Annotated in this window: 20 protein-coding genes; 10 read left to right on the plus strand and 10 right to left on the minus strand. The window is 66.0% G+C overall.

Features of this window, described 5'->3' with window-relative positions:
- Positions 1 to 17: 17 nt before the first annotated feature.
- The 3 genes from JANGC3_RS0102780 to JANGC3_RS0102790 are packed head-to-tail and all read right to left on the minus strand — an operon-like array spanning position 18 to position 5,379.
- Positions 18 to 2,927: an Hsp70 family protein gene (locus JANGC3_RS0102780; protein WP_017874963.1), complete on the minus strand. Its 2,910-nt coding sequence runs from the start codon at positions 2,925 to 2,927 to the stop codon at positions 18 to 20.
- A complete protein-coding gene (locus JANGC3_RS0102785) occupies positions 2,924 to 4,783 on the minus strand; it encodes an Hsp70 family protein (protein ID WP_017874964.1) in 1,860 nt (619 codons plus the stop codon). The genes JANGC3_RS0102780 and JANGC3_RS0102785 overlap by 4 nt, the downstream gene beginning before the upstream one ends.
- On the minus strand, positions 4,780 to 5,379 hold the full coding sequence (locus JANGC3_RS0102790) for a DUF2760 domain-containing protein (RefSeq protein WP_017874965.1): 600 nt from the start codon (positions 5,377 to 5,379) through the stop codon (positions 4,780 to 4,782). The genes JANGC3_RS0102785 and JANGC3_RS0102790 overlap by 4 nt, the downstream gene beginning before the upstream one ends.
- Before the next feature lie 427 nt (positions 5,380 to 5,806).
- On the opposite strand from JANGC3_RS0102790, the gene JANGC3_RS0102795 reads away from it, so the two are divergent.
- The 8 genes from JANGC3_RS0102795 (at position 5,807) to urtE (ending at position 14,444) form a co-directional block, all read left to right on the plus strand.
- Entirely contained in the window at positions 5,807 to 6,790 is a 984-nt protein-coding gene (locus JANGC3_RS0102795) for a L,D-transpeptidase family protein (protein WP_017874966.1), read from the plus strand.
- Between the two features lie 10 nt (positions 6,791 to 6,800).
- Positions 6,801 to 7,496, plus strand: coding sequence for a M23 family metallopeptidase (locus JANGC3_RS0102800; RefSeq protein ID WP_232429643.1), 696 nt, complete (start codon positions 6,801 to 6,803; stop codon positions 7,494 to 7,496).
- A 171-nt stretch (positions 7,497 to 7,667) separates the two neighbouring features.
- A complete protein-coding gene (locus tag JANGC3_RS0102805) occupies positions 7,668 to 8,444 on the plus strand; it encodes a DUF4349 domain-containing protein (RefSeq protein WP_017874968.1) in 777 nt (258 codons plus the stop codon).
- 315 nt (positions 8,445 to 8,759) lie between these two features.
- A complete protein-coding gene (gene urtA, locus JANGC3_RS0102810; RefSeq protein WP_026132461.1) occupies positions 8,760 to 10,013 on the plus strand; it encodes an urea ABC transporter substrate-binding protein in 1,254 nt (417 codons plus the stop codon).
- Between the two features lie 175 nt (positions 10,014 to 10,188).
- Positions 10,189 to 11,793, plus strand: a complete 1,605-nt coding sequence (gene urtB / locus JANGC3_RS0102815; protein ID WP_017874970.1) for an urea ABC transporter permease subunit UrtB — start codon at positions 10,189 to 10,191, stop codon at positions 11,791 to 11,793.
- Entirely contained in the window at positions 11,793 to 12,914 is a 1,122-nt protein-coding gene (gene urtC / locus JANGC3_RS0102820; RefSeq protein WP_017874971.1) for an urea ABC transporter permease subunit UrtC, read from the plus strand. Before urtB ends, urtC begins: the two co-directional genes overlap by 1 nt.
- On the plus strand, positions 12,911 to 13,744 hold the full coding sequence (gene urtD / locus JANGC3_RS0102825) for an urea ABC transporter ATP-binding protein UrtD (protein ID WP_017874972.1): 834 nt from the start codon (positions 12,911 to 12,913) through the stop codon (positions 13,742 to 13,744). The genes urtC and urtD overlap by 4 nt, the downstream gene beginning before the upstream one ends.
- A gap of 1 nt (position 13,745) precedes the next feature.
- Positions 13,746 to 14,444 (plus strand): urea ABC transporter ATP-binding subunit UrtE, encoded by a 699-nt coding sequence (gene urtE / locus JANGC3_RS0102830; protein ID WP_017874973.1) that lies wholly within the window; start codon positions 13,746 to 13,748, stop codon positions 14,442 to 14,444.
- Positions 14,445 to 14,462: 18 nt separating this feature from the next.
- On the opposite strand, the gene JANGC3_RS0102835 is transcribed toward urtE, so the two are convergent.
- Positions 14,463 to 15,302, minus strand: a complete 840-nt coding sequence (locus JANGC3_RS0102835) for a hybrid sensor histidine kinase/response regulator (protein ID WP_017874974.1) — start codon at positions 15,300 to 15,302, stop codon at positions 14,463 to 14,465.
- Positions 15,303 to 15,744: 442 nt separating this feature from the next.
- Here JANGC3_RS0102835 and JANGC3_RS28175 point away from each other — a divergent pair, with 442 nt between their 5' ends.
- Entirely contained in the window at positions 15,745 to 17,070 is a 1,326-nt protein-coding gene (locus tag JANGC3_RS28175; RefSeq protein ID WP_198291977.1) for a diguanylate cyclase, read from the plus strand.
- Between the two features lie 18 nt (positions 17,071 to 17,088).
- Here the strand turns inward: JANGC3_RS28175 and JANGC3_RS0102845 are convergent, their stop codons facing one another.
- The 4 genes from JANGC3_RS0102845 to JANGC3_RS0102860 all read right to left on the minus strand — a co-directional run bounded on the left by JANGC3_RS0102845 (position 17,089) and on the right by JANGC3_RS0102860 (position 19,788).
- Positions 17,089 to 18,234, minus strand: coding sequence for a sensor histidine kinase (locus JANGC3_RS0102845; protein WP_017874976.1), 1,146 nt, complete (start codon positions 18,232 to 18,234; stop codon positions 17,089 to 17,091).
- A 135-nt stretch (positions 18,235 to 18,369) separates the two neighbouring features.
- Positions 18,370 to 18,954, minus strand: a complete 585-nt coding sequence (locus tag JANGC3_RS0102850) for a chromate transporter (protein ID WP_017874977.1) — start codon at positions 18,952 to 18,954, stop codon at positions 18,370 to 18,372.
- Complete coding sequence (locus JANGC3_RS0102855) at positions 18,951 to 19,526, minus strand: chromate transporter (RefSeq protein WP_026132463.1); 576 nt, start codon at positions 19,524 to 19,526, stop codon at positions 18,951 to 18,953. The genes JANGC3_RS0102850 and JANGC3_RS0102855 overlap by 4 nt, the downstream gene beginning before the upstream one ends.
- Positions 19,527 to 19,587: 61 nt before the next feature.
- Entirely contained in the window at positions 19,588 to 19,788 is a 201-nt protein-coding gene (locus tag JANGC3_RS0102860) for a hypothetical protein (RefSeq protein ID WP_026132464.1), read from the minus strand.
- Positions 19,789 to 20,027: 239 nt separating this feature from the next.
- Between JANGC3_RS0102860 and JANGC3_RS0102865 the strand changes: the two genes are divergently transcribed.
- Entirely contained in the window at positions 20,028 to 20,255 is a 228-nt protein-coding gene (locus JANGC3_RS0102865) for a hypothetical protein (protein WP_232429644.1), read from the plus strand.
- Positions 20,256 to 20,723: 468 nt separating this feature from the next.
- Here JANGC3_RS0102865 and JANGC3_RS0102870 read toward each other — a convergent pair whose 3' ends face one another.
- Both JANGC3_RS0102870 and JANGC3_RS0102875 read right to left on the minus strand, forming a co-directional pair.
- The gene (locus JANGC3_RS0102870; RefSeq protein WP_157406422.1) at positions 20,724 to 21,629 is read right to left on the minus strand and encodes a PAS domain-containing protein; all 906 of its coding nucleotides are present in this window, start codon (positions 21,627 to 21,629) and stop codon (positions 20,724 to 20,726) included.
- Between the two features lie 424 nt (positions 21,630 to 22,053).
- The gene (locus tag JANGC3_RS0102875) at positions 22,054 to 22,590 is read right to left on the minus strand and encodes a hypothetical protein (protein WP_017874981.1); all 537 of its coding nucleotides are present in this window, start codon (positions 22,588 to 22,590) and stop codon (positions 22,054 to 22,056) included.
- Positions 22,591 to 22,767 lie beyond the last annotated feature (177 nt).

Below are 22,767 nucleotides of genomic sequence, written 5' to 3' on the forward strand. Positions count from 1 at the left end.
CGACCAACGAAAATCGTTCAGGCGAGTAGCTTTAGTCCGGGCGGCAGCGCTTCGCCCAACATGCGCCGCTCGCTGGCCTGGTCCAGTTGTACCACTTCGCGCACCATCGCGGTCCAGCCCGGCGGCGCGTTGACGGCGGCCAGGCGGCGGAGGACGGTGTCGCGCAACGCTTGCGGGATGTCGCGCGTGCGGTCGCCCGTCATGCGCGCCATGTGGGCGGCGGCGAAGCCGGCCGGCTCGACGCGTTTCCAATCCAGCGCCAGCACGGCGTCCAGCCATTCCGCCACGACCTCGACCGGCACCACGTCGTGCGCGCTGCCGTAAAACGGCTGGCGCGCGCCGATCCTTCCCAGCGCCCACAGCCGGCGGGCGTCGATGCCCTCGGCATCGGCACCTTGCGCCGCGTCGGCGCCGCCCAGGCGGCCCAGCAGCCAGGCGCCGATTTCGCTTTTGTAGCTTCCCGGAATGCGTTCGAGCGAGGCGCCCAGGCGCATCATGTCGTCGTCGCCGCCTTTGACCAGCGTGACCGGACGCTGGCGTTGCTCCTCGGGGTCGGCTTGCAGGTTGAAGGCGAAGTCGTCGAGCAGGCGCAATTGTTGCGTGGCGTCCAGGCCGCCGCCGACGCGGCGCCACAGCGTCCACCATTCGGCGCAGACCTGGCTGTCCTTGTGGTGTTGCACGCCGGCGTCGAACAGCGTCCATAGTTGCTCGATTCGCCATTCGTCGAGCGGGCAGCCGAACCCCGGGCGCAGGCAGTAGCCGGCCAGGTTCAGCCAGGTCCGCTCGTGCTCGGCGGAACGGCGCCGGCCGCGCGCGCGTTGCAGCAGCGCGTCGAAGAGTTTGCGCAGCAGCGGCGTGTGCCAGTTTTCGCGCCCGCCGAGCAGCTTTTCCAAGTGCAGGCGCAATTGCTTGACTTCCTTCGCCGCCACTTGTTGCGATTTGCCGCCGAAGATGCGTTCGATGGCGGCCAAGGCTTCGGCCAGGCGCGGCGGCATGCTGGCGTCGTGTTCGGCGGCGTCGGCGCCGTCGCCGGCCTGGTCCTGGCCGCGCAGCTGGAATTCCAGCAGCCAGCGCTGGGCCGGGGCGGCGTCGCCGTCGGCCGCTACGCAATGCACTTCCAGCGTGCCCACTTCGGTCAGCGCGGTGGCCAGTTGCACCGGTATTTCATGTTTCTCGTCGCGCTTTTCGACCTGCTTGTCTTTCGATGCGCGCGCCCGCAGCACGGTGGCGATCGGCGGCAGGCGCACGTAGTCGCCCTGGTTCAGGTCGACCAGTTCGCCCAGTTGCGGCGGCGTGCCGGCCTCGGCAATGGAGGAGGCGAGGTGGAAGCGCACCGGCCGTCCCAGGCGTAGCGCGAAGATGCGCTCCGTTAGGCGGATTTCCCGGCCCTGGGCGCTGCCGCGCGGCAGGATGCAGATGGCGCGCTGGACCCGCGCGGCGGCCGGCTGGCCGGGCCCCGGCTCTTGTGCCTTTTCTTGGTCCAGCACCAGGAAGTAGCTGCGCGGCGAGCCGCCGCCGATGGTCGGCGCCCGGCCCAGCCGGCCCAGCGCGTAGGCGACGCCGCCGCGCGCCACGGCGACGTCGGGGTTGTCGTTGTGTAGCAGGCGCAGCGGCGCGCCGCGCCAGTTGGCCAGGGTCGCTTGCAGGCGCCGCGCCAGCGCGTCGGCGCGGAACACGCCGCCGTTCAGCAGCAACGTGTCGGGAATGGCCGGCGCGGCGGCGTCGTCCAGGCCCAAGGCCTGGCGCGCCGCCGCCGCGTGCTGCCGCAAGAAGCTGGCCAGATGCCGGGTAATGGCGGCGTCGCTGGCGTAGGGCAGGCCGAATTCGACGATGCCGCCGCGGCCGCGCTTGGCCGTTTCGTCGGCGCCGACCAGCGGGAAGAAGCCGTCGACGACCAGCCGTTCGACTTCGTCGCGCGTCAGTTCGACCGAGCGGCTGCCGCCGATCAGGCGCGCGCCGGCGCCGAGCAGGGTCACGCTGGCGCGTTCGGGCGCGTCGGCGGCGAGCAGTTGTTCCTTGGCGGCGCGGCAACGTTCCATCAGCTGCGACAGGCGCGCCGCCGACAGCCGCGCGGCCGGTTCGGACCCCGCTCCAGCCGTGGCCAGGCGGGCCTCGACCAGGTGCGCCAGCGCCAGGTCCATATTGTCGCCGCCCAGTATCAGGTGGTTGCCGACGCCGATGCGGGTGATCCGCGGTTCGCCGTCGGCCACTTCCACCTTGATGAGGCTGAAATCGGTGGTGCCGCCGCCGACGTCGCAGACCAGAATCAGGCGCGTTTGCGCCAGCTCCTGGTTCAGCGCGGCGCGATGGCGGTATAGCCAGTCATAGAAAGCGGCCTGCGGTTCCTCGAGAAAACGCACGCCGGGCAGGCCGGCCTGGCGCGCCGCCGCCATCGTCAGCGCGCGGGCGCCGTCGTCGAAGGAGGCCGGAATGGTCAGCACGACTTGCTGGTCTTCAAGGGGCTGTTGCGGAAAGCGCCAGTTCCACGCGGCGCGCACGTAGGCCAGGTAGCTGGCGCTGGCCGCCACCGGCGAGACCTTGGCGACCTCGCCCTCGGCGCCCCACGGCAGGATGGACGCGAGGCGGTCGACGTGCGGGTGCGACAACCAGCTTTTGGCGCTGGCGACCAGCCGCCCGGGAACTTGCGCGCCCAGTTGCCGCGCCAGCGTGCCGACGACGACTTGGTCGATGCCCGCCACGTCGGCCTGCGGCCACGGCAATTGTAGTTCGCCGGGCGCCAGTTCGCCGGGGGCCGGATGGTAGCGCAGCGACGGTAGCAGCGCGCGCGCGCCGACCTCGCCGGGCGCCAGCAGTTGTTCGATGTCGAACAGCTGGATCGCGTCCTTGCCCGGTGTGGCGCCTATTGTCGAGTAGGCAACGACCGTGTTGGTCGTGCCCAGGTCGATACTGACGACGTATTGCTTCATTGCCCGCCGGACTGGCCGCGCACGTCGAACTCGACTTTCCAGCGCTGGCCGTCGGCGTCGGACACGGCCATTAACTCCAGCGTGCCCGAATCGGTGACCTTGGCGTGCAGTTTCACCTGCACCACGTCGCCGGCCTGGCGGCCGTCGGCGGACAGGGTGGCGTGGATTTCGTTGAGTTCCTGCAATTCGTCGGCTTGCCAGAAGTCCAGCATGGTGCCGATCTGGTCATGCCGGCGCACCGACGAGCCGAAGAAGCGGAAATGCACCGGCGCGCCGACCACCAGGCCGAATTGTTGCGTCGGCAATTCCGCCTCGGTGCCTTCCTCCATGCCGAACGGGGCCACGCACAGCGCCTGGATCGGCGGTTCCATGCCGGGAATGGCCGGCATCGCCGATTCCACCGCGACATAATAGGAGCGCGCGGTGCCGCCGCGGATGCGCACGCCGTGGCCGCGCCGCACATAGCTGTAATAGGCCGCGCCGCGCGCCACCGCCAGGTCGAGGTCGGCGCCGCTGAGCATGCGCGCCGGTTCCGCGCCCTCCAGGTAAAGCCAGTCGTTGACGGTACTGAGGATGCGTTCGACCAAAATGTCGGATTTGAACACGCCGCCGTTGAACAGCACGGCGGTCGGGTGCAGGAAGCTGGCGTCGGCCTTCAGCGCGCCGTTGAAACCTTGCAGTTCGCTGGTGGCTTCGACCTGGCGGCCGAGGAAGGCGGCCAGGTGGCGGGTGATGGCGGCGTCCTGCGCGTACGGCAGGCCGAGCTGGGTCAGGCCGGAGCGGGCGCGCACGGCCGGACGGGCCGACGCCTCCACTTTCGGGAAGAAGCCTTCCAGGATGAAATTGGTGACTTCGGCGCGCGTCAGTTCGGTGCGGATCGAGCCGCCGATCAGTTTCGAGCCGCGGCTCGGCACGACGATCGGCAGCGACTCGATGCTGGCGTCGGCCAGCAGAGTTTCCTTGGCGCTGCGGCAGCCGTAGGTCAGCGCGCGCATTTGCCACGGGTCGAGCTGGGTGCCGGCGGCGGCGACCTTGCGCGCCACCAGGTGGGCCAGCGCCAAGTCCATATTGTCGCCGCCGAGCAATATGTGCTCGCCCACCGCGACCCGGTGCGGTTCCAGGTTGCCGTCGCGTTCGAGGATGGCGATCAGCGAGAAATCGCTGGTGCCGCCGCCGACGTCGACCACCAGGATGATGTCGCCCGGCTTGACTTCCTTGCGCCAGTTGCCGGCGCTGCTTTGAATCCAGCTGTACAGCGCCGCCTGCGGTTCTTCCAGCAGCGTCAGCGAGGCGTAGCCGGCCGTGGTGGCCGCCTCGGCCGTCAATTCGCGCGCGGCCGGGTCGAACGAGGCCGGGATCGTCACGGTGATTTCCTGCTCGGCGAACGGCGCCTCGGGATGGGCGGCGTCCCAGGCCTGGCGCAGGTGCTCCAGGTAGCGGGTCGAGGCGGTGATCGGCGACACCCGTTCCACCTCGGCCGGGGCGTCGTTGGGCAGGATCGCGGCGCGGCGGTCGACGCCGGGGTGGCACAACCAGCTTTTGGCGCTCGACACCAGGCGGATCGGCGTGGTGGCGCCGCGGCTGCGGGCCATTTCGCCGACCACGTAGTCGGTGTTGCTTTGCTGTTCGCGCCAAGGCAGGCCCAGCTCGCCGGGCGCCATTTCCTCGGCGTGCGGCAGGTACAGGAAGGACGGCAGCAGCGGCAATTCCTCCACCGTGCCGGGCGCCGTCAGTTGCGGCACGGCCAGTACGCCGTGCACCGATTTTTCGCCGTCGCTGGCGCCCAGGTCGACATACGACAGCGCGCTGTGGGTGGTGCCAAGGTCGATGCCGATGGCGAAACGCGGCTCGCTCATAACTCCACCTCCGCCGGTGCCAGCACACTGGCGTCATGGCTGTCGGTCAATTTCGGCAGGCGCACGCTGGCGGCGCGCCAGCCGCGATGGCTGAGGCTGCCGCGGAAGGGCGCGCTGCCGACCACGTTGCCGGTCAGGCGCACGGCGCCGGCGTCGAAGCCGTTCTCCAGCACGATACGGCTGCCTTCGGCTTCCGTGCGCACCGGCTCGATGGTGAAATGTTCGCGCAGCACCTTGCTGCAACCCTCGTGGACCACGCGGGCGGCGGCGCCGATGTCGGCGTCCGAATAGGCCGTCAGGTTTTCCTGGGTGAAGTCGATCAGGCGCGCTTCGCGTTGCAGCAGGGCCAGCAGTTGCAGGGCGGCGTCGGGACTCGCTTCCTTCAGCGGGCGTACCGGCGCGGGCGCGGCTTGGGCCGGTTCGGGCGCGCGGGTCGGCGCGGTCGCGACCGGCGCGGCGGCGACGGCGGGTTCGGACAGGGCGCGCACGCGCGCCGCGTAGGCCGGGTCGGACAGGGTGCTGAAGAAGGCGCCGAAGGCGAGCGGAATTCTGCTCCAGAACGACGGCGGTTGCGGTTGTGAGGTCGAATTGGTCATTCAATGCCCGTGAATTAGGAACAGCTCAGATTAATAAGTCGGGCCTGCGCCTGGCCATGGCGAGGCGGACCCGAGGTAGATGATGCAATGCGGCAGCGCCGCGCGCCCGGCCATCCGGCCGTCCGGCCCGTGGCGGCGGGCGGCGGGACGGCGGAAAAACGGATCGCCAGCTGCAAGGCTCGCATGATACCAGTTGCCGGGCCGGTGCCAAATAGCAAACATGAGCCACGCCGGGCCGGCATGTTGCAACGCGTCATAGTGTTCTCCAGTTTCCGCCGGATTGCTTGGAATAATGCGGCTTCCTTGTTCCATGTCTACAACGGCGACGCTCGGGCGTGGTCGATTGAAAGGTACGCTAGCGTACAGATCAAGTGGCCGCGAGCAACTATCCTGGCTACTCACACCCCTCTTCGCGGCTAAGGAAACAATGTTAAAGCGTACTCTTCTGGCAGTTATTAGCGTCTGCGCCGCCAGCGCGGCATTTGCGCAGGCGGCCCCCGCCGCCGGCGCCTGGTCGGTCGAGGCGGTCAACGCCGCCGACGCCGCGCCCACGGTGGGCGCCAACGCCAAGGGCGCGGCGGTGCTGCGCGCGCAAATCCTGCTCGACCGCGCGCGATTCTCGTCCGGCGAACTGGACGGCGCATACGGATCGAACCTGCGCCTGGCCATCGCCGGCTACCAGAAAAAGCAGGGCATCAACGTCAGCGGAACGGTGGACGCCGCCACGTGGACGGCGCTGAACGCCGACGCGGCCGCGGTGTTGATCACCTACACGTTGCAGGAGAGCGACGTTGCCGGTCCGTTTGCCGCGGTGCCGGTGAATATGGCGGAGCAGGCGAAACTGACCGCGCTCGGCTATGCCAGTGCCGAGGAGGCGTTGGCCGAGAAATTCCACGCCAGCCCGGCGCTGCTGAAACGGCTCAATCCGGGCCGCGATTTTAGCCGCGCCGGCGAACAGATTGTCGTACCGAACGTGCTCGACATCGCGCCCTTGTCGCAGGCGAAGAAAATCGTGGTCGACCGCTCCGACGGCACCCTGACGCTGCTCGACGCGGAGGGCGTGGTGCTGGCGCAATATCCGGCCACCACCGGCAGTTCGCGCGACCCTTTGCCGGTCGGCGAATGGAAGGTTGACAGCGTGCTCATGAATCCGGTCTTCCATTACAACCCGAAACTGTTCTGGGACGCCAAGGCGGACGAGAAGGCGGCGAAGATCGCGCCGGGACCGAACAATCCGGTCGGCGTGGCGTGGATCGACTTGTCCAAGCCGCACTACGGCATCCACGGCACGCCGTCGCCGTCGACGATAGGCAAGACCCAGTCGCACGGTTGCATCCGTTTGACGAACTGGGACGTGACGGCCGTGGCCAAGGCGGTGTCGGCCGGCGCGCAAGTGTTGTTGCAGGAATAACCAGGAGAATATGATGCGAAAAGGGATCTTTATCTTGCTGGCGCTCGCGCTGGGGGCCGGCGCCATGTTTTTCTTCCTTGCCTTAAAGCCGCACTCGGTTGCGCCGCCGGTCGCGCCGGCGCCGTTGGCCGTCGCGGTGCAGCCGCCGCTGGCGACGACGGCGCAGCAGCCGCTGGCCACCCCGGCGGCGGCGCCGCAGGTCGGCGCGGTGCCGCAGATTGCCGACCCGTCGGCGCCGCCCGCCGCCTCCACAACGGCCAGCACCGCTTCCGCCGCCGTCTTGCAGATGCCGGTGGAGGGCGTCACGTTTGCCCAACTGAGCGATACCTTTAACCAGCCGCGCCCCGGCGAACGCCGCCATGAAGCGCTCGACATCATGGCCCCGAAGGGCGCCAAGGTGCTGGCGGCGGCGGACGGCAAGGTGGCCAAGCTGTTTATCAGCAAGCCGGGCGGAGTGACCTTGTACCAGTTCGACGCCAGCGAAAAGTTCGCCTATTACTACGCCCACCTGGACCGCTACGCGCCCGGCGTCGTCGAGGGCAAGGTCTTGAAGCGCGGCGAGCTGCTTGGCTACGTCGGCACCACCGGCAACGCCGATCCCGCCGCGCCCCATCTGCATTTCGCCGTCTTTGAATTGGAGCCGGCCAAAGAGTGGTGGAAGGGCGCGCCGCAAAATCCCTACCCGCTGCTGCAACCGGTGTTGTAAGACAGGCAAGCTTGACGACTGTTGTTGTTGCTATATGGGTTAATATGCATATGTTGATAAAAACAATATTTCCCGCTAAATAATTCAAGCAACAACTCCACATCCACCAGGCCACGATTTCGAGCGCGTTCTCGACATGCGTGGCCTGCGTCTTCTTATGAGAACAAAGAAATGAAAGTGATTTTTCCGGTTTTGATAGGCACGCTGCTGCTGGCGGGCTGCGGCGCGAAAAGGGACGCGGGCGGTCCGGGCGGCGCGGCGGTCAGCGTGGGCGACAAGGGCAAGGGCAGCGCCTACCTGGCGTACGCCCATTCCGCCTCGGTCGATACGGCCGAGGACGGCGTGCGGCCCTTGTATGATAAGTTGGTCGCCGCCTGTAAAGCGGAGCCCGCCGACGGCTGCGTGCTGCTCGATTCCGAGCTCAGCAGTGGGCGCGACGTTAGCGCCCGCGTCAGCTTTCGCGCCGCCCCGGCCGGCGTGCGCCGCCTGCTCGCCCTGGCGTCGGCCGGCGGCGAACTGGTCAGCCAGTCCACCGAGGTGGAAGACTTGGCCGGTCCTATCGTCGACAGCAACAAGCGGCTCGACATGCTCAAGCAATACCAGAAGAAACTGCAGGAGCTGGAGCGCCGCGCCGAGCGCGACGTCGACGCGCTGATCAAGGTGTCGCGCGAACTGGCCACCATCCAGTCCGAGCTGGAGCAGGCCAGCGGCGACAACGCGCGCCTGATGGAGCGGGTCAACAAGGACGTGTTGAAGGTGTCGATCGGCACGCGCATGAACCGTTCGTTCTGGACGCCGGTGCGCCGCGCGATGGGTGATTTTTCCGGCAACCTGTCGAGCGGCATGGCCGGCGCGATCACCGGAATGGCGTATATGTTGCCGTGGATTCTGGCCTTCCTGCTGCTGTTCCCGCTCGGGCGCAAGGCTTGGCGCAAAATCCGCTCCTAAGTTGAATGCCTTTATTGTTGGCCTGGAACAGCGCGTCTTGCGTCGGCCAACATTGTCGGATTACGCCCGATGGGCTAATCCGACCTACGATGTATGCTCGCGGGCGATTCAAAGCGGCGGGCCGCACCGTTTTAATACGTCCGCCTTGCGCTGCGCGCAAAGCTCACCAAGCTGCGGCGCGCCCGCACCAGAAACGATAGCCCGCCTGGCCCTGGAATCGAAAAAACGCACTGAAAAAGGTGGCACGCATCCTGCTATAGATGCTGTGTCGGTCTTTTTTACAAACTTTTCGATTTCAACCACCCAGGAGCAACCATGTCACGACGTATTCTTCTGAAGGCGGGCGCGGCGGCCGCTTTGGCTCTAGCGACTTCGTCCTTTATGCACGCGGCGATTGCCGCCGATACCATCAAGATCGGTATTTTGCATTCGCTGTCGGGCACGATGGCCATTTCCGAAACCTCGCTGAAGGACGTCGCCTTGATGACGATCGACGAGATCAACGCCAGCGGCGGCGTGATGGGCAAAAAACTGGAAGCGGTCATCGTGGACCCGGCGTCGAACTGGCCGCTGTTCGCCGAGAAGGCGCGCCAACTGGTCTCGCAGGACAAGGTTGCCGTCGTCTTCGGCTGCTGGACGTCGGTGTCGCGCAAATCCGCCTTGCCGGTGTTCAAGGAACTCAACAGCCTGTTGTTCTATCCGGTGCAATACGAGGGCGAGGAATTGGAAAAAAATGTGTTCTACACTGGCGCCGCGCCGAACCAGCAGGCGATTCCGGCGGTCGAGTATCTGATGAGCAAGGACGGCGGCGGCGCCAAGCGTTTCGTGCTGCTCGGCACCGACTACGTCTATCCGCGCACCACCAACAAGATCCTGCGCGCCTTCCTGAAAAGCAAGGGCGTCAAGGACTCGGACATCGACGAGGTGTATACCCCGTTCGGGCATGCCGACTATCAAACCATCGTCGCCAATATCAAGAAGTTTTCGGCCGGCGGCAAGACCGCGGTAATCTCGACGATCAACGGCGATTCCAATGTGCCTTTTTATAAGGAACTGGGCAACGCCGGCCTGAAGGCGACCGACGTGCCGGTGGTGGCGTTCTCGGTGGGCGAGGAGGAGTTGCGCGGCGTCGACACCAAGCCTTTGCTGGGCCATCTGGCGGCGTGGAACTATTTTGAGTCCGTCAAGAATCCGGTCAACAGCGCGTTCATCAAGCAATGGAAGGCGTACGCGCTCGCCAAGAAGTTGCCCAACGCGGCGTCGGCGGTGACCAACGATCCGATGGAGGCCACCTATGTCGGTATACATATGTGGAAGCAGGCCGTGGAAAAGGCCAAGTCGATCGATACCGACAAGGTGATCGCGGCGATGGGCGGGCAGACCTTCAAGGCGCCGTCCGGTTTCACCCTGACCATGGACCCGAGCAACCACCATTTGCACAAGCCGGTGATGATCGGCGAAATCAAGGGTGACGGCCAGTTCAACGTGGTATGGAAAACCAAGGCGCCGATCCGCGCGCAGCCGTGGAGCCCGTTTATCGCGGGTAACGAGGCCAAGCAGAAGTTGTGATGTCGCGCCGCTAGGGCGCCGGGAACCTTGCGTGTCGTAGGTCGGATTAGCGGAACGCGTAATCCGACGCCGAGCCGCTGCCGACGCCAGTCGGGTTACGCGCTGTGCGCTAACCCGACCTACAAATCTGCCTGGCCCGGTTTTCGGCCTTCCACCTTCACAACAAACGAAACGAATGATGTCGATAAAAAAACTGCTGTTGCTCGGCTGCCTGTGCCTGCACGCGCTCGCGGCGCAGGCCGCCATCGACGCGGCCGTGCTGGCGCCGCTGGCCGGCGACGATGCCGACGCCCGCATCGCCGCGGTGGCGCGCATCGCCGCGCTGGCCAACGAGGACGCCGCCAGGGTCTTGCTGGCACTGAAGAATGACGCCTTGTACGCCGTGCCCGACGGCAAGGTCGTGATCGTCGACGGCGGGCGGGCCTTCGATCCCGCCACCGGCGTCAGCGCTCCGTTGCCGGAGGGCGCAGACGGCATCGTCGTCAACAACCGTTTGCGCGGCGCCGTCGAGGGCGCGCTGTCGGGATTGAAACTGTTCGCGCCGGAGCCCGCGCTGCGCCTGGCCGCGGCGCTGGAGTTGCAAAAGACGTTAGAGCCGGTCCAGGTGCCGCTGGTCCAGAAGGCGCTGGAGAAAGAATCCGACGCCACCATCAAGACCATCCTGCAACTACTGATCGCCAGCGCCAATTTGCAGGCGCCCGAGCCGGCGCTGCGCCAAGCCGCCGTGCGCGCCCTGGCCGACAGCAGCGACGCCAAGCTTTTGCCGCAGTTGCAAAGAATGCTGGAAAAAAATCCCGACGGCGGCAACGTCGAGCCGGACGAGGCGGTGCGCATCGCCGTCGTCGCCACGCTCGGCGAGATCCGCGGCCGGGTCCGGCGTACCGAATTCATCGGCAACCTGTTCTATGGTATTTCGCTCGGCAGCGTGCTGCTGCTGGCGGCGCTGGGGCTGGCCATCACCTTCGGCCTGATGGGCATTATCAACATGGCGCACGGCGAATTGCTGATGATAGGCGCCTACACCACCTATGTCTGCCAATTGTTGTTCCGCAAATTCCTGCCCGGGGCGGTCGACGCCTATCTGCTCGTGGCACTGCCGGCCGCCTTCCTGGTCGCCGGCGCGGTCGGCGTGGCGCTGGAGCGCACGGTCATCCGCTGGCTCTACGGCCGCCCTCTCGAAACGCTGTTGGCGACCTGGGGCATCAGCCTGATGCTGATGCAACTGGTGCGCACGGTGTTCGGCGCGCAAAACGTCGAGGTCGCCAATCCGTCGTGGATGTCCGGCGGCGTCACCGTGCTGGGCTCGCTGGTGCTGTCGTACAACCGCATCGTCATCATTTTCTTCGCGCTGTTCGTCGTCGTCGCGGTCTGGCTGATCCTCAACAAGACCCGGCTCGGCCTGTTCGTGCGCGCCGTCACGCAAAACCGCCGCATGGCCGCTTGCGTCGGCGTGTCCACCGGCAAGATCGATATGATGACCTTCGGCCTCGGCTCCGGCATCGCCGGGCTGGGCGGGGTGGCGCTGTCGCAGCTGGGCAACGTCGGCCCGGACCTGGGGCAAAGCTATATCGTCGACTCCTTCATGGTGGTGGTGCTGGGCGGCGTCGGCCAATTGGCCGGCACCGTCATCGCCGCGCTCGGCCTGGGCGAGGTCAACAAATTCCTCGAACCGCTGGCCGGCGCCGTGATGGCCAAAATCGTCATTCTTGTATTCATCATCATTTTCATCCAGCGCCGTCCGCAAGGGCTGTTCGCGATGAAGGGACGGAGCGTCGACTAATGAGCAATTCCTCCCTGGCGTCATCGCTGTTTTCCCGCCCGGCCTGGTGCGCCATCGTCGCCTGCGCCATGCTGGCGGCTTTGCTGCCGCTGCTGAACCTGGCCTTTCCAGACGGCCACGCGCTGCACGTGTCGAGCTACACCGTGGCGCTGGTCGGCAAGTTCATGTGTTACGCGCTGGCGGCGCTGGCGCTCGACCTGGTGTGGGGCTACACCGGCATCCTCTCGCTCGGCCACGGCGTGTTTTTCGCGCTGGGCGCCTACGCCCACGGCATGTATCTGATGCGCTCGATCGGCCGCGACGGCGTGTATCAAAGCCATCTGCCCGACTTCATGGTTTTTCTCGACTGGAAAGCCTACCCCTGGTATTGGGCCATGACGGACAATTTCTGGTACTGCATGGCGCTGGTGGTGCTGGTGCCGGGCGCGCTGGCCTTCGTCTTCGGCTATTTCGCGTTCCGCTCGCGCATCAAGGGCGTGTATTTCTCCATCATCACGCAGGCCATGACGTACGCTTTCATGCTGCTGTTTTTCCGCAACGACACCGGCTTTGGCGGCAACAACGGCTTTACCGACTTCAAGCGCATTCTCGGCCACAGCGTCACGGCGCCGGCCACCAAGGCCGTGCTGTATTTGCTGACGCTGGCCTTCCTGCTTGGCGCGCTGGTGTTGTGCCGCGCCATCGTCAAGTCCAAGCTGGGCCGGGTGCTGCAGGCGGTGCGCGACGCGGAGTCGCGCCTGATGTTCATCGGCTACAACCCGCTGTGGTTCAAGCTGTTCGTCTGGACCCTGTCGGCGGTGCTGTGCGGCGTCGCCGGCGCGCTGTACGTGCCGCAGGTGGGCATCATCAACCCGTCCGAGATGTCGCCGGGAAATTCGATTGAGATGGTGATCTGGGCCGCCGTCGGCGGGCGCGGCACGCTGGTCGGGCCTGTCGTCGGCGCTTTCGCGGTAAACGGTTTGAAAAGCTGGTTCACGGCGGCGCTGCCGGACTTGTGGTTGTTCGCGCTGGGACTGCTCTTCATCCTGGTGACGCTGTTTATGCAGAAGGGCATCGTCGGCTTGTTGCAAAAAATTACATTCAAGCGTGGCGGCGGCGCCGTGGAAGGGGAGACGGTATGAACGCAGTCGCGGCGCCAATGCGCGGAGAGAGCGGCGGGCAGGGCGTTTCCTACGGCCGCGTAAAGGGCGAGGGCGTCGACACCCGCCACGGCGCGATCCTGTATCTGGAGGATATCACCGTGTCCTTCGACGGCTTCAAGGCGCTCAACAAGCTCAGCCTGGATATCTCGGTGGGCGAGTTGCGTTGCATTATCGGCCCCAACGGCGCCGGCAAGACCACGATGATGGACGTGATTACCGGCAAGACGCGGCCCAGTTCCGGCACCGCCTGGTTCGGCCAGACCATGGACTTGTCGCGCATGACCGAATACGACATCGCCCGCGCCGGCGTCGGCCGCAAGTTCCAGCGCCCGACGGTGTTCGAGCAGCACAGCGTGTTCGAAAACCTGGAACTGGCGATGAAGATGGACAAGCGGGTGCGCCCGACCCTGTTTGCGCGGCTGTCGTCCGAGCAAAAGGGCAAGATCGACGAGATCCTGGCGCTGATCCGCCTGCGCGGCCAGGAACACCGGCCGGCCGGTTTGTTGTCGCACGGCCAGAAGCAGTGGCTGGAGATCGGCATGCTGCTGATGCAGGAGCCGCAGCTGATCCTGCTCGACGAGCCGGTGGCCGGCATGTCCGACGCCGAGACGGCGCGCACCGCCGAGCTGCTCAACGAGTTGCGCGGCAAGCATTCGATCATGGTTGTCGAGCACGACATGGGCTTCGTCGCCGAGATCGCGCAGCAGGGCGTCGTGAGCGTGTTGCACGAGGGCGCGGTGCTGGCGCAGGGGCGCATGGACCAGGTCCAGGCCGACGAGCGGGTCATTGAAGTGTATCTGGGGCGCTAAGATGCTACAAGTGGAACAATTAAGCCAGTATTACGGTTCCTCGCACACCTTGCGCGGCGTGTCGCTGTCGCTCGACAAGGGCGAGTGCCTGACCTTGCTGGGCCGTAACGGCGTCGGCAAGACCACCTTGCTGAAATGCCTGATGGGCGTGCTGCCGGTGGCGCAGGGCAGGGTCGTCTTCAACGGCCGCGACATCACCCGGCTGGCGCCGCACGAACGGGCCAGGCTGGGCATCGCCTACGTGCCGCAGGGGCGCGAGATCTTCGCCCGCCTGACGGTCGAGGAGAATTTGCTGATGGGCATGGCGACGCGTTCCGGCCGCAACGCTGCCCGCATCGACGGCGAGGTGTACGAGCTGTTTCCGGTGTTGAAGGAGATGTTGCGGCGGCGCGGCGGCGACCTGTCCGGCGGCCAGCAGCAGCAACTGGCGATCGCCCGCGCGCTGCTGGCGCGGCCGCGGCTGATCATTCTCGACGAGCCGACCGAGGGCATCCAGCCGTCCATCATCAAGGACATCGAGCGGGTGATCCGGCTGCTGCGCCAGCGCGGCGACATCGCCGTGCTGTTGTGCGAGCAGTATTTCGATTTCGCCCGCGCGCTGGCCGACAAGTTCGTCGTGCTGTCGCGCGGCGAGGTGGTCGCCGGCGGCGCGCCGGAGCTGATGGACGGCGAGGACGTCAGGCGGCATTTGGCGGTGTAGCCGGGCGCCGCCCTCCGCTCAGGCGGGCGGCGCCACCAGCTTCGAGACGGCGCTCGAGGCGATCAACGCCAACAGCGCGTCGACGTCGACCGGCTTGACGAAGTAGTGGCCGAAGCCGGCCATGATGGCGCGCGCGCGGTCTTGCGGCTGGCCATAGCCGGACAGGGCGATGGCGAACGGGATGTGGGTGTCGGTGGAGGCGCGCAGTTCGCGGATCAGGTCGAAACCGTTCATGCCGGGCAGGCCGATGTCGCAGATCAGCACGTCGTAATCGCGCCCGCGCGCCATCGCCAGGCCGTTGGTGCCGTCGTAGGCGGTGCTGACGGTATGGCCCTCGAGTTGGAGGAAGTCCCTCAGGGTGGCGCTGGCGTCGGCGTTGTCCTCGACCAGCAGGATGCGGTAGCCGGCCGCCGCCACTTGGCGTTTGGGTGCCGGCGACGCCGCGTCCGGGGTGCGCGACAGCGGCAGCGTGGCCTTGCCGTCGCGGATGCGGGCCACGTCGAGCAGCTCGTCGAGCAGGCGCGACATATGTTCCACCTGGCGGCTGATGGTGTCCTGCAGGCTCGCCACCTGCGGCGGCGCGTCGGCGACGCGGCCGAGCAGGATGGCGGCCATGCTGATCGGCGCCAGCGGGTTGCGCAGCTCGTGCGCCAGCGTCGACAGGAATTCGTTTTGCCGCTGGCTGCTCGCCTCGGCCTCGTCGCGCAGGGTCTGGGCGCTGAGCGCGGCCAGCGTCAGGTTCTGGTTGGCCTCGCGCAACTGCGCCACCTCGCGCCGCAGCGCCTGCCACTCGGCAGGCGTGCCGCCGGCCGGGGATGGCGCCGTCGCGGCGTCAACTGGGAGGTCGTGGTTGGACATTGGCGGCGCCGTCAGATGGGCGCTTTGAGCGCGGACGGGCGGCCCGACCGCCGACCCTGAAACTGCGGGGGCGCGTCAAGACTCAACTGCTGCCGATTGTCGTGGTGTTTATCCATGCATGGCCAATAAAATATATGCAACGTGCAAGGGCGAATTCCGTTTGCGTAACGTCAGGGTGTCGTCACCCTGTCCTTTGCGCCATTGTAGCCTATGTGAAATAAGACCTTCGTACAAATATTTTTAACCGGGTGCGCGCTGGCCGGACCTGGGTGTGCTAGCGCACAGTCCGCCAGCGGCAAATGCTGTCTACTCTAGCTGCGTTAGAAAATTCATGTCAACAATATCGTTTCCATCATGGCCGACCGGCCTGGTCCGGTTGCCCATCGTTTTTTCGCCGGCCGCTGGGGGTTTCGTTAGCGTTGGCGCCACCAGAAAGTATGCAATGAGCCGAGTATTGATCGTTACCGCCGACCCGGCCAGCGCCGGCGCCCTGAAGGACGTGCTGCGCGGCGACCGCCACGGCGGGTTCGACGCGGCCTGGGCGCGCGGCTTGGGCGAGGCCCTCGATTGCCTGCGCGGCGGCCGCTTCGACGCCATCCTGGCCGACTTGGCGCTGCCCGACGGCGCCGGCAAGGCCGGCGTCGAGGCGCTGGCCGCGGCCGCGCCGGACACGCCTATCCTGACGCTGGGCGAGGACCAGGCGCTGGCCGACCAGGCGATGCGCCGCGGCGCGCACGGGCACTTTTCCAAAGCCCACTTCCGCAGCGCGCTGCTGCCGCAGTCGCTGCGCCACGTCGTCGAGCGCGTCGCGCTGGCGTCGCGGCTGGCGCGCGCCGAGAACACCCTCAATTCGATGGGCGACGCCGTCGTCGGCGTGGACCTCGAGGGGCGGGTCGACTACCTGAACCCTGCGGCCGAGGCCGTCACCGGCTGGTCGCTGGCCCAGGCGCGCGGGCTGCAGGTCGGCGAGGTGATGCCGCTGGTGTGCGGCGCGATGCGCATGCCGCTGCCGCATCCGTTGGAACTGGCGCTGGGCGGCGACGCGCCGACCGTGCTGGCGCCGGGCGCGCTGCTGCTGCGCCGCGACGGCAGCGAGGCGGCCATCGCCGATTCGGCCACGCCGATCCACGACGCCGGCGAACGCCTGGTCGGCGCCGTGATGGTGTTTCGCGACATCAGCGCGACGCGCGCGATCGGCGTCAAGATGGCGCACCTGGCGCAGCACGATTTCCTGACCGACTTGCCGAACCGGGTCTTGCTGAACGACCGCATCGGCCAGGCCGTCGAGCAGGCGCAGCGCCGCGGCGGCGGCTTCGCCGTGTTGTATGTGGACCTGGACAATTTCAAACACGTCAACGACTCGCTCGGCCACGCCACCGGCGACCTGCTGCTGCAATCGGTGGCGCGGCGCCTGCGCGCCAGTGTGCGCGGCGCCGACACGGTCAGCCGCCAGGGCGGCGACGAGTTCGTGGTAGTGATGCCCGACATCGGCTGCGCCACCGACGCCGCCGTCAGTGCCGACAAGGTGCTGGCGGCGATGGCGGCGCCGCACGCGGTGGCTCGGCACGGACTGTACGTCAGCGCCAGCATCGGTATCAGCGTGTACCCGGACGACGGCCACGACGCCGATACCCTGCTCAGGAACGCCGACGCGGCGATGTACCGGGCCAAGGCGAGGGGCCGCAACAACCGGCAGTTTTTCAGCGGCGAGTCGAATCCGCCCTTGATCGAGCGCGAGCGCGTCGACGGCAACCGCCGCCGCGCCTAGCGCCGGGGTCGGCCGAGTCTACGCCGGCGCCGCGCCGCGCGGCAGGCGCACGGTGAAAACGGTGCCCTCGGCCTCGCTCGAGGTGGCGGCGATGCCGCCGCCGTGCGCCAGCGCGATTTCGCGCGCGACGAACAGGCCCAGCCCGAGGCTGGTGCGCGGGCGCGCGTCCTGTTCCTCGTCGGCCTCGAGCTGGATCAGTGGCTGGAAGATCGCCTGCAACGATGCCTGCGCGATGACGGCGCCGAAATTGGTGACCCGCAGCACCACCTGCTCACCCTCGCCGCGCACGTCGACCAGCACCGGGCGCCCCTTGGCGCCATATTGGGCGGCGTTGACGAACAGGTTGGTGCATAATTGGTGCAGGCGCACGCTGTCGAAAGCGCCGCCCAGCCTGCCCGCCGCGCTCAGCTCGAACTCGCAGGCCGGGTGCACCGCCTTGGCGTCTTCGATGGCGGACTGGCAGATGTTGCCGAGGTCGGCGTGCAGCAGCACCATCGGCATACCGCTGCCGAGCTGGGTGCGGGTGTAGCCGAGCAGGTCGTCGACCATGCTGACCATCAAATGGGCGCTGCGTTTGACGCGGGCGGCGATCTGTAACACCTTCTCGGGCGGCGTGTCCGGACGCAGCAACAGCTGGCCGGCCAGCGACATGGTCGACAAGGGCGCGCGCAAATCGTGGCCGAGGATAGCCAGGAACAGGTCGCGGGTCTGCTCGGCGCGGGCCGAGTAGGTAACGATGGATTCGGCCAGGGCCTGGTCGATGGCCTCGTTGAAGCGCACCATTTCGTCAACCCTGCCGGCCGACATCGTCCGCACTTGCGGCAGCCACAGCCGCAGCACGGTGGCGCGCAGCGCGCGAAATTCCGCACTCAGCTGCAACAGCGAGAAATGGCTGGCCTGGCGCAACGCGCCATGGATCGAGGCCGCGCTGTGTTCGTCGCTGTCGGCGTCGTCGTCGGCCATTCCCTGGGATTTCTCGAATTGCTGTGCGGAATTTTGCGTCGTGTTGATGTCGAGTGCGATGGTTTGCAGGATCTGCCGCGCATGGTCGCGCAGCGCCACCGCCGACATGTGGTTGGTCGCCGGGTCCAGCGTGCGTGCGAAGGCTTCCCATTCCGCGAGAATGGCCTCCATGTGCTCGCCGATGAAGTCATATAATTTCATTGAGGTCCCTGCGGGTGCGGTGTCGGGTAGTCTTTTAATGCCGTGCAATTGTACGACACTTCCGGCAAGGTCGCCGCACGACAGTTTGCGCCCCGGCAGGAACGGGGGTAAAAAACCGCGGGGGCGCGCGCCGTGTCAGACCAGGCCGAACCAGCCCAGCGCGGCGCCGCCGGCGAGCAGCCACAGCAAATGGAATTTGGTGCGCCAGATCAGCAGGCCACTGGCAACCGACAGGGTCCACAGCGGCCAGTCGCTGCGCCAGTCGTGGTTGGCGCCGCCCAGGATGATGCCGGTGGAGATCAGCAGCGCGATCACGGTCGGCGCCATGCCCTGTTTGAAGGCGCGCACCGCCAGCAAGTCGCGGTTGCGGTGGCCCCATTGCGCGGCCAGGTAGGTGATCGTGGTGCTCGGCAGCATGATGCCGATCATCGTCACGGCCACGCCGAGGAAGGCGGCCGGATAGCTGCCGGCGTTGAGGCCGACGTTCCAGCCCATCAGCGCGACGAACAACACGTTCGGCCCCGGCGCCGCCTGGGCGATGGCGATCGATTCGTTGAACTGCGCCTGCGTCAGCCAGTGGTGCTGCTCGACCAGAAAACGGTGCATTTCGGCCGTGGTGGAAATGGCGCCGCCGATCGACATCAGCGACAGCAGCAGATAGTGGGCGAACAGGTTAAGCCAGTCGGCCCAGCCCAGCGCCAGCTGCAGCGGCGCGTTCACGCGGCGATCCGGCGGTAGGTCAGCGCGCAGCCCACGCCGCCAAGGCCGAGCAGGATGTACAGCAGCGGCCAGTGCAGCACGGCCACCATCAACACGCCAAGCAGGCACATGGGCACGGTCAGGCGCAGCGGCAGCGGGTGCTTTTTCAGCGCCGCCGCCAGTTTCAGGCCGGTCGCGGCGATCAGGCCGGCCGAGACCGCTGCCATGCCGCGCAGGGCGCCGCCGATGCCGGGAACCTGGGCGTACCGCGTGTACAGCAGGGCCAGCAGCAGCACGATCACCAGCGGCACCGCCAGCATACCGGCCAGCGCGCACAAGGCCCCCGGCAAGCCGAAATAGCGCCCGCCTATCATCAGCGACAAGTTAACGACGTTCGGCCCCGGCATGATTTGCGCGACCGCCCATTCCTCGACGAATTCCTCTTGCGTCAGCCAGCGCTTGCGCTCGACCAGTTCGCGCTGCACCACCGCCAGCACGCCACCGAAACCCTGCAACGCCAGCAGCGTGAACGACACGAACAGGTCGGTCAAGGAGGTCGGCTGGGGGCGCACTGGCGCAGTGTCGGGTGTCATCCCGTCATTATCGCCCCGGCCGAGCCGGCTTGTCTATGAGCAAGTAGCGCGGCGGCGCGCGCTAGCCGCCGCCTATGCCCTCGATGACCAGGCCGGTGCCGCCGCACATCGGACACTGGCTGCCGTTCTCCATCACGCCGCGGCCCCGGCAATGCCTGCAAGTGTCCTCGCCGCTGCCGGGCGTGCCGGGCGCCGCTTCGTCGCCGGGGTTGACAGCTTGGTCGGGATGGATGGCGGGTGAGTTGTCTGCTGGGGTGTGCATTGGGTCTCTCCGGTGAAGCCGCCCTGGGGCGCCAACCTCCATGCTAGGCCGGCGCCGCGCGCCGGGTTTGATATAGCGCAAAACGCTTCGCCGGCGCCGGATGCGGCGCGAGGATGCATATATGTCGCCGCGATGGAAAGCAGACATTGACTTTGCGTTTTATTCGCCAATACTGCTTGCTGTGAACTCCCGGTTCACGTCCGATCAACCATGATTTCAAGGTCATTTGAAGGATAGTGATGAACGCGCCGCGACTGCTGCAAGCTCTTCGTTCCCCGATGATAACGGAACTGTATCAACAACGCGTTGACCAGGAGGCCCACAACGTCGTCAACCAGGGCATTGCGGTGCAAGCGAGTTTTAATACCGTTTGCGCGATCGAATACATGAAGTCGCACAACGTCGACGCCAATGTGATCGAGCGCGTGCTGCTGCATCCAGAGCAGCGCCGCAAAACCTGCCACTGAGCGGGCCGCCCGCGCCCGCCTGCCAGGCACCCCGCCGGCGCCGCTCCACGGACGCTTTCTGGGTGTTGTTATATTTGCCATCTTGCACCGAGTTATGCACAAAAAATATCGACAAGAAATAGCGTAAATTATTTTCCTGGCTCAAACGTTAGATTTTTAAGCTCTTGATTTTTATGGCTTTTATTTTTGCTGTTTGAATGAGCAGTTTGTTGAAACCCGCATAAACACTCGCTCTTGGGGGTGTCAAGAGGGACTTATCCACAAAGATATCCACAGCCAATGTGGATATCTGAAAAAGGTCTTAACAATCCGCCACTTAGCGATGGCGGCGTGGACGGGGCGGCGTTACGGGGTGGTTTACGCGCGGCGGCGGCGCGCATTTTTCTACTGGACGCATGTCCAGTGGTATTTGTTTGGTAGGCGCTGGCGCCGGAAAATAACAGCTTTCAGGCGCCGCCACGTGGCGACTTATCCGGGCGTTGCCGGGCTCAATATCATCAGGTGGTGGCGGGCCTTGTTGTCCTTGCCGTCTTTGTTGATGGGCACGATCAGCGCGCGCAAAGGCAGCATGGCGCCGTCGGCGGCGCGGGCCGCCAAGTCGCCTGCCCATGCCTGCCCCTGGGCGACCGATTGCAGCGCCAGTGCGCAGTGCTCCCCGGCACCGCCGGGAGGGCAGAGTGCGCTCAAGGGCTGCCCCAGCAATTGCTCGGGCTGGTAACCCAGCAGGGCGCACAGGGCCGCGTTGGCGGCGGCGATGTTGCCGTTCGGGTCCAGCGTCAGTAGCAGCGCATACTGATCCAGCGCCGTTTCCAGCTGGCGCGCCTTGTCCAGCGCCGCGCCCAGCGCGCCGGCGCGCTGCTCGGCCTTGGCCAGGCTGGCGTAGGTGCGCAGCGACGAGATCACGGTGGTAAACAGTTTGCGCGTCGTCAGGTCGGTCTTGCACCAGAAGTCGTTGATGTCGTAGTCGAGGATGATGCTGTGTTCTAGCGCCTGGCCCGGCTGGCCGGTGCGCAGGACGATGCGTACCAGTTTGTTGCCCAGCTCGTCGCGGATGCGGCGCGCCACCTGCAGGCCGGCGTCGTTGCTTTCCATGATGACGTCGAGCAGCACCACGGCGATGTCGGGCGTGTTGCGCAGCAGCGTCAGCGCCTCCGCGCCGCTATAGGCGTGCAGAAAGCTCAGGCGCCGCCCGAGGAAGGAGCTGTTACTTAATGAAAACTTCGTTACGACGTGGACATCGACGTCGTCGTCGACGATCAACACACGCCAAGGGGGCGGCGCGTTGGCCGCGTCGCCCTGGTTATCCGTCTCCGGCAGGTCCTCCTCCAGCAACCAATCGGTATCGGACTCTTCACTAGTAATTTTCGCATCCATGCGTTTTCCGCCACATTCAGGATAGGGAACCGTTCCCCTATTATCGCGCCACCCTGCAAGATCTGCTTGCGACGCATGAACGACACTATTCCAGTGCGCAACTTTTGTCAAAGCATTCCGCCGCCGCCCCCCGCCATGCGACTTATGCACAGAAAATATTTTTGAGAAATTTTAAGAACGCCGCTCCCGGCCTCCGGACAGGCTTTGTAAGTCATTGATTTTATTCATAAAAAATACTGCCTGTGGAATGGGCAATGTGTTGAGACCCGCACCAATACTGGCGTTGCGGCTTGTCAAGGGGGCTTTATCAACAACTTTATCCACAGTTGCTGTGGATATCTATAAAAACCCCCTTGTGGCGCAGGCAGTTAGGGTTGCCTGATGAGAATGTGGGCGAAGCCGGCCGATGGTGGCGCCGGCGGCCTCAGCGGCGCAGCGCGGACAGCTGCGCGAAGGCTTCCAAGAAGCTGTGCTTGGCTTGGCCAGGGGTCATCGGTACGATGACGTCCGGCAGCGCGGCAATGTCGTCCAGATAGGCCCAGCGCTCCACCGAGTGCGGCATCAGATCGCGTTTTTCGGTGGCCAGCGCGATCAGGTCGGCGCGCTTGATCGGCGCGTAATCGGAAAAATCGATTGCGAAAGTGGCCGCGATGATCCCGGTCACGCGCTCCTCCAGGAGCGCGAAGGCGGGCAGCAAGACCTTGAGCGGCTTGACCATGTCGCCCAGGTAGGCCTCGGCGGCGTCGTGCAACAGCGCGGCCATGCGCAACGGCGGCGGCACCAGTTGCGCCACTACCAGGCTGTGCTGGGCGACCGAATAGAATTCCCGCGTCTGGCCGTTGAAGCGGCACTGGTAAGCCAGCCCGTGGGCGATGTCCTCGATGGCGACGCGGTCGATGCGTGGTTCGAGCGGGTAGAAGCGGTTGCCGGAGAAGGTCGAAACGTAGTCGGTGGTAATCATGTGCGCGTCCGTCGAATGCGGTGGCGCCGGCAAACGGGACGGCGCCTCGCCCTTATCCTACACCTGACGCCGGCTTGGCGCGCCGGAAGCGCCGAAAACCGGCCCGCGGCGGCGACCGTCGGTTGGATTGGCGTAGCGTCATCCGACAATGTTGGCCGACGCGTGACGCGCCGCTCC

Source organism: Janthinobacterium sp. CG3, from assembly GCF_000344615.1.
Classification (GTDB): Bacteria; Pseudomonadota; Gammaproteobacteria; order Burkholderiales; family Burkholderiaceae_D; genus Janthinobacterium.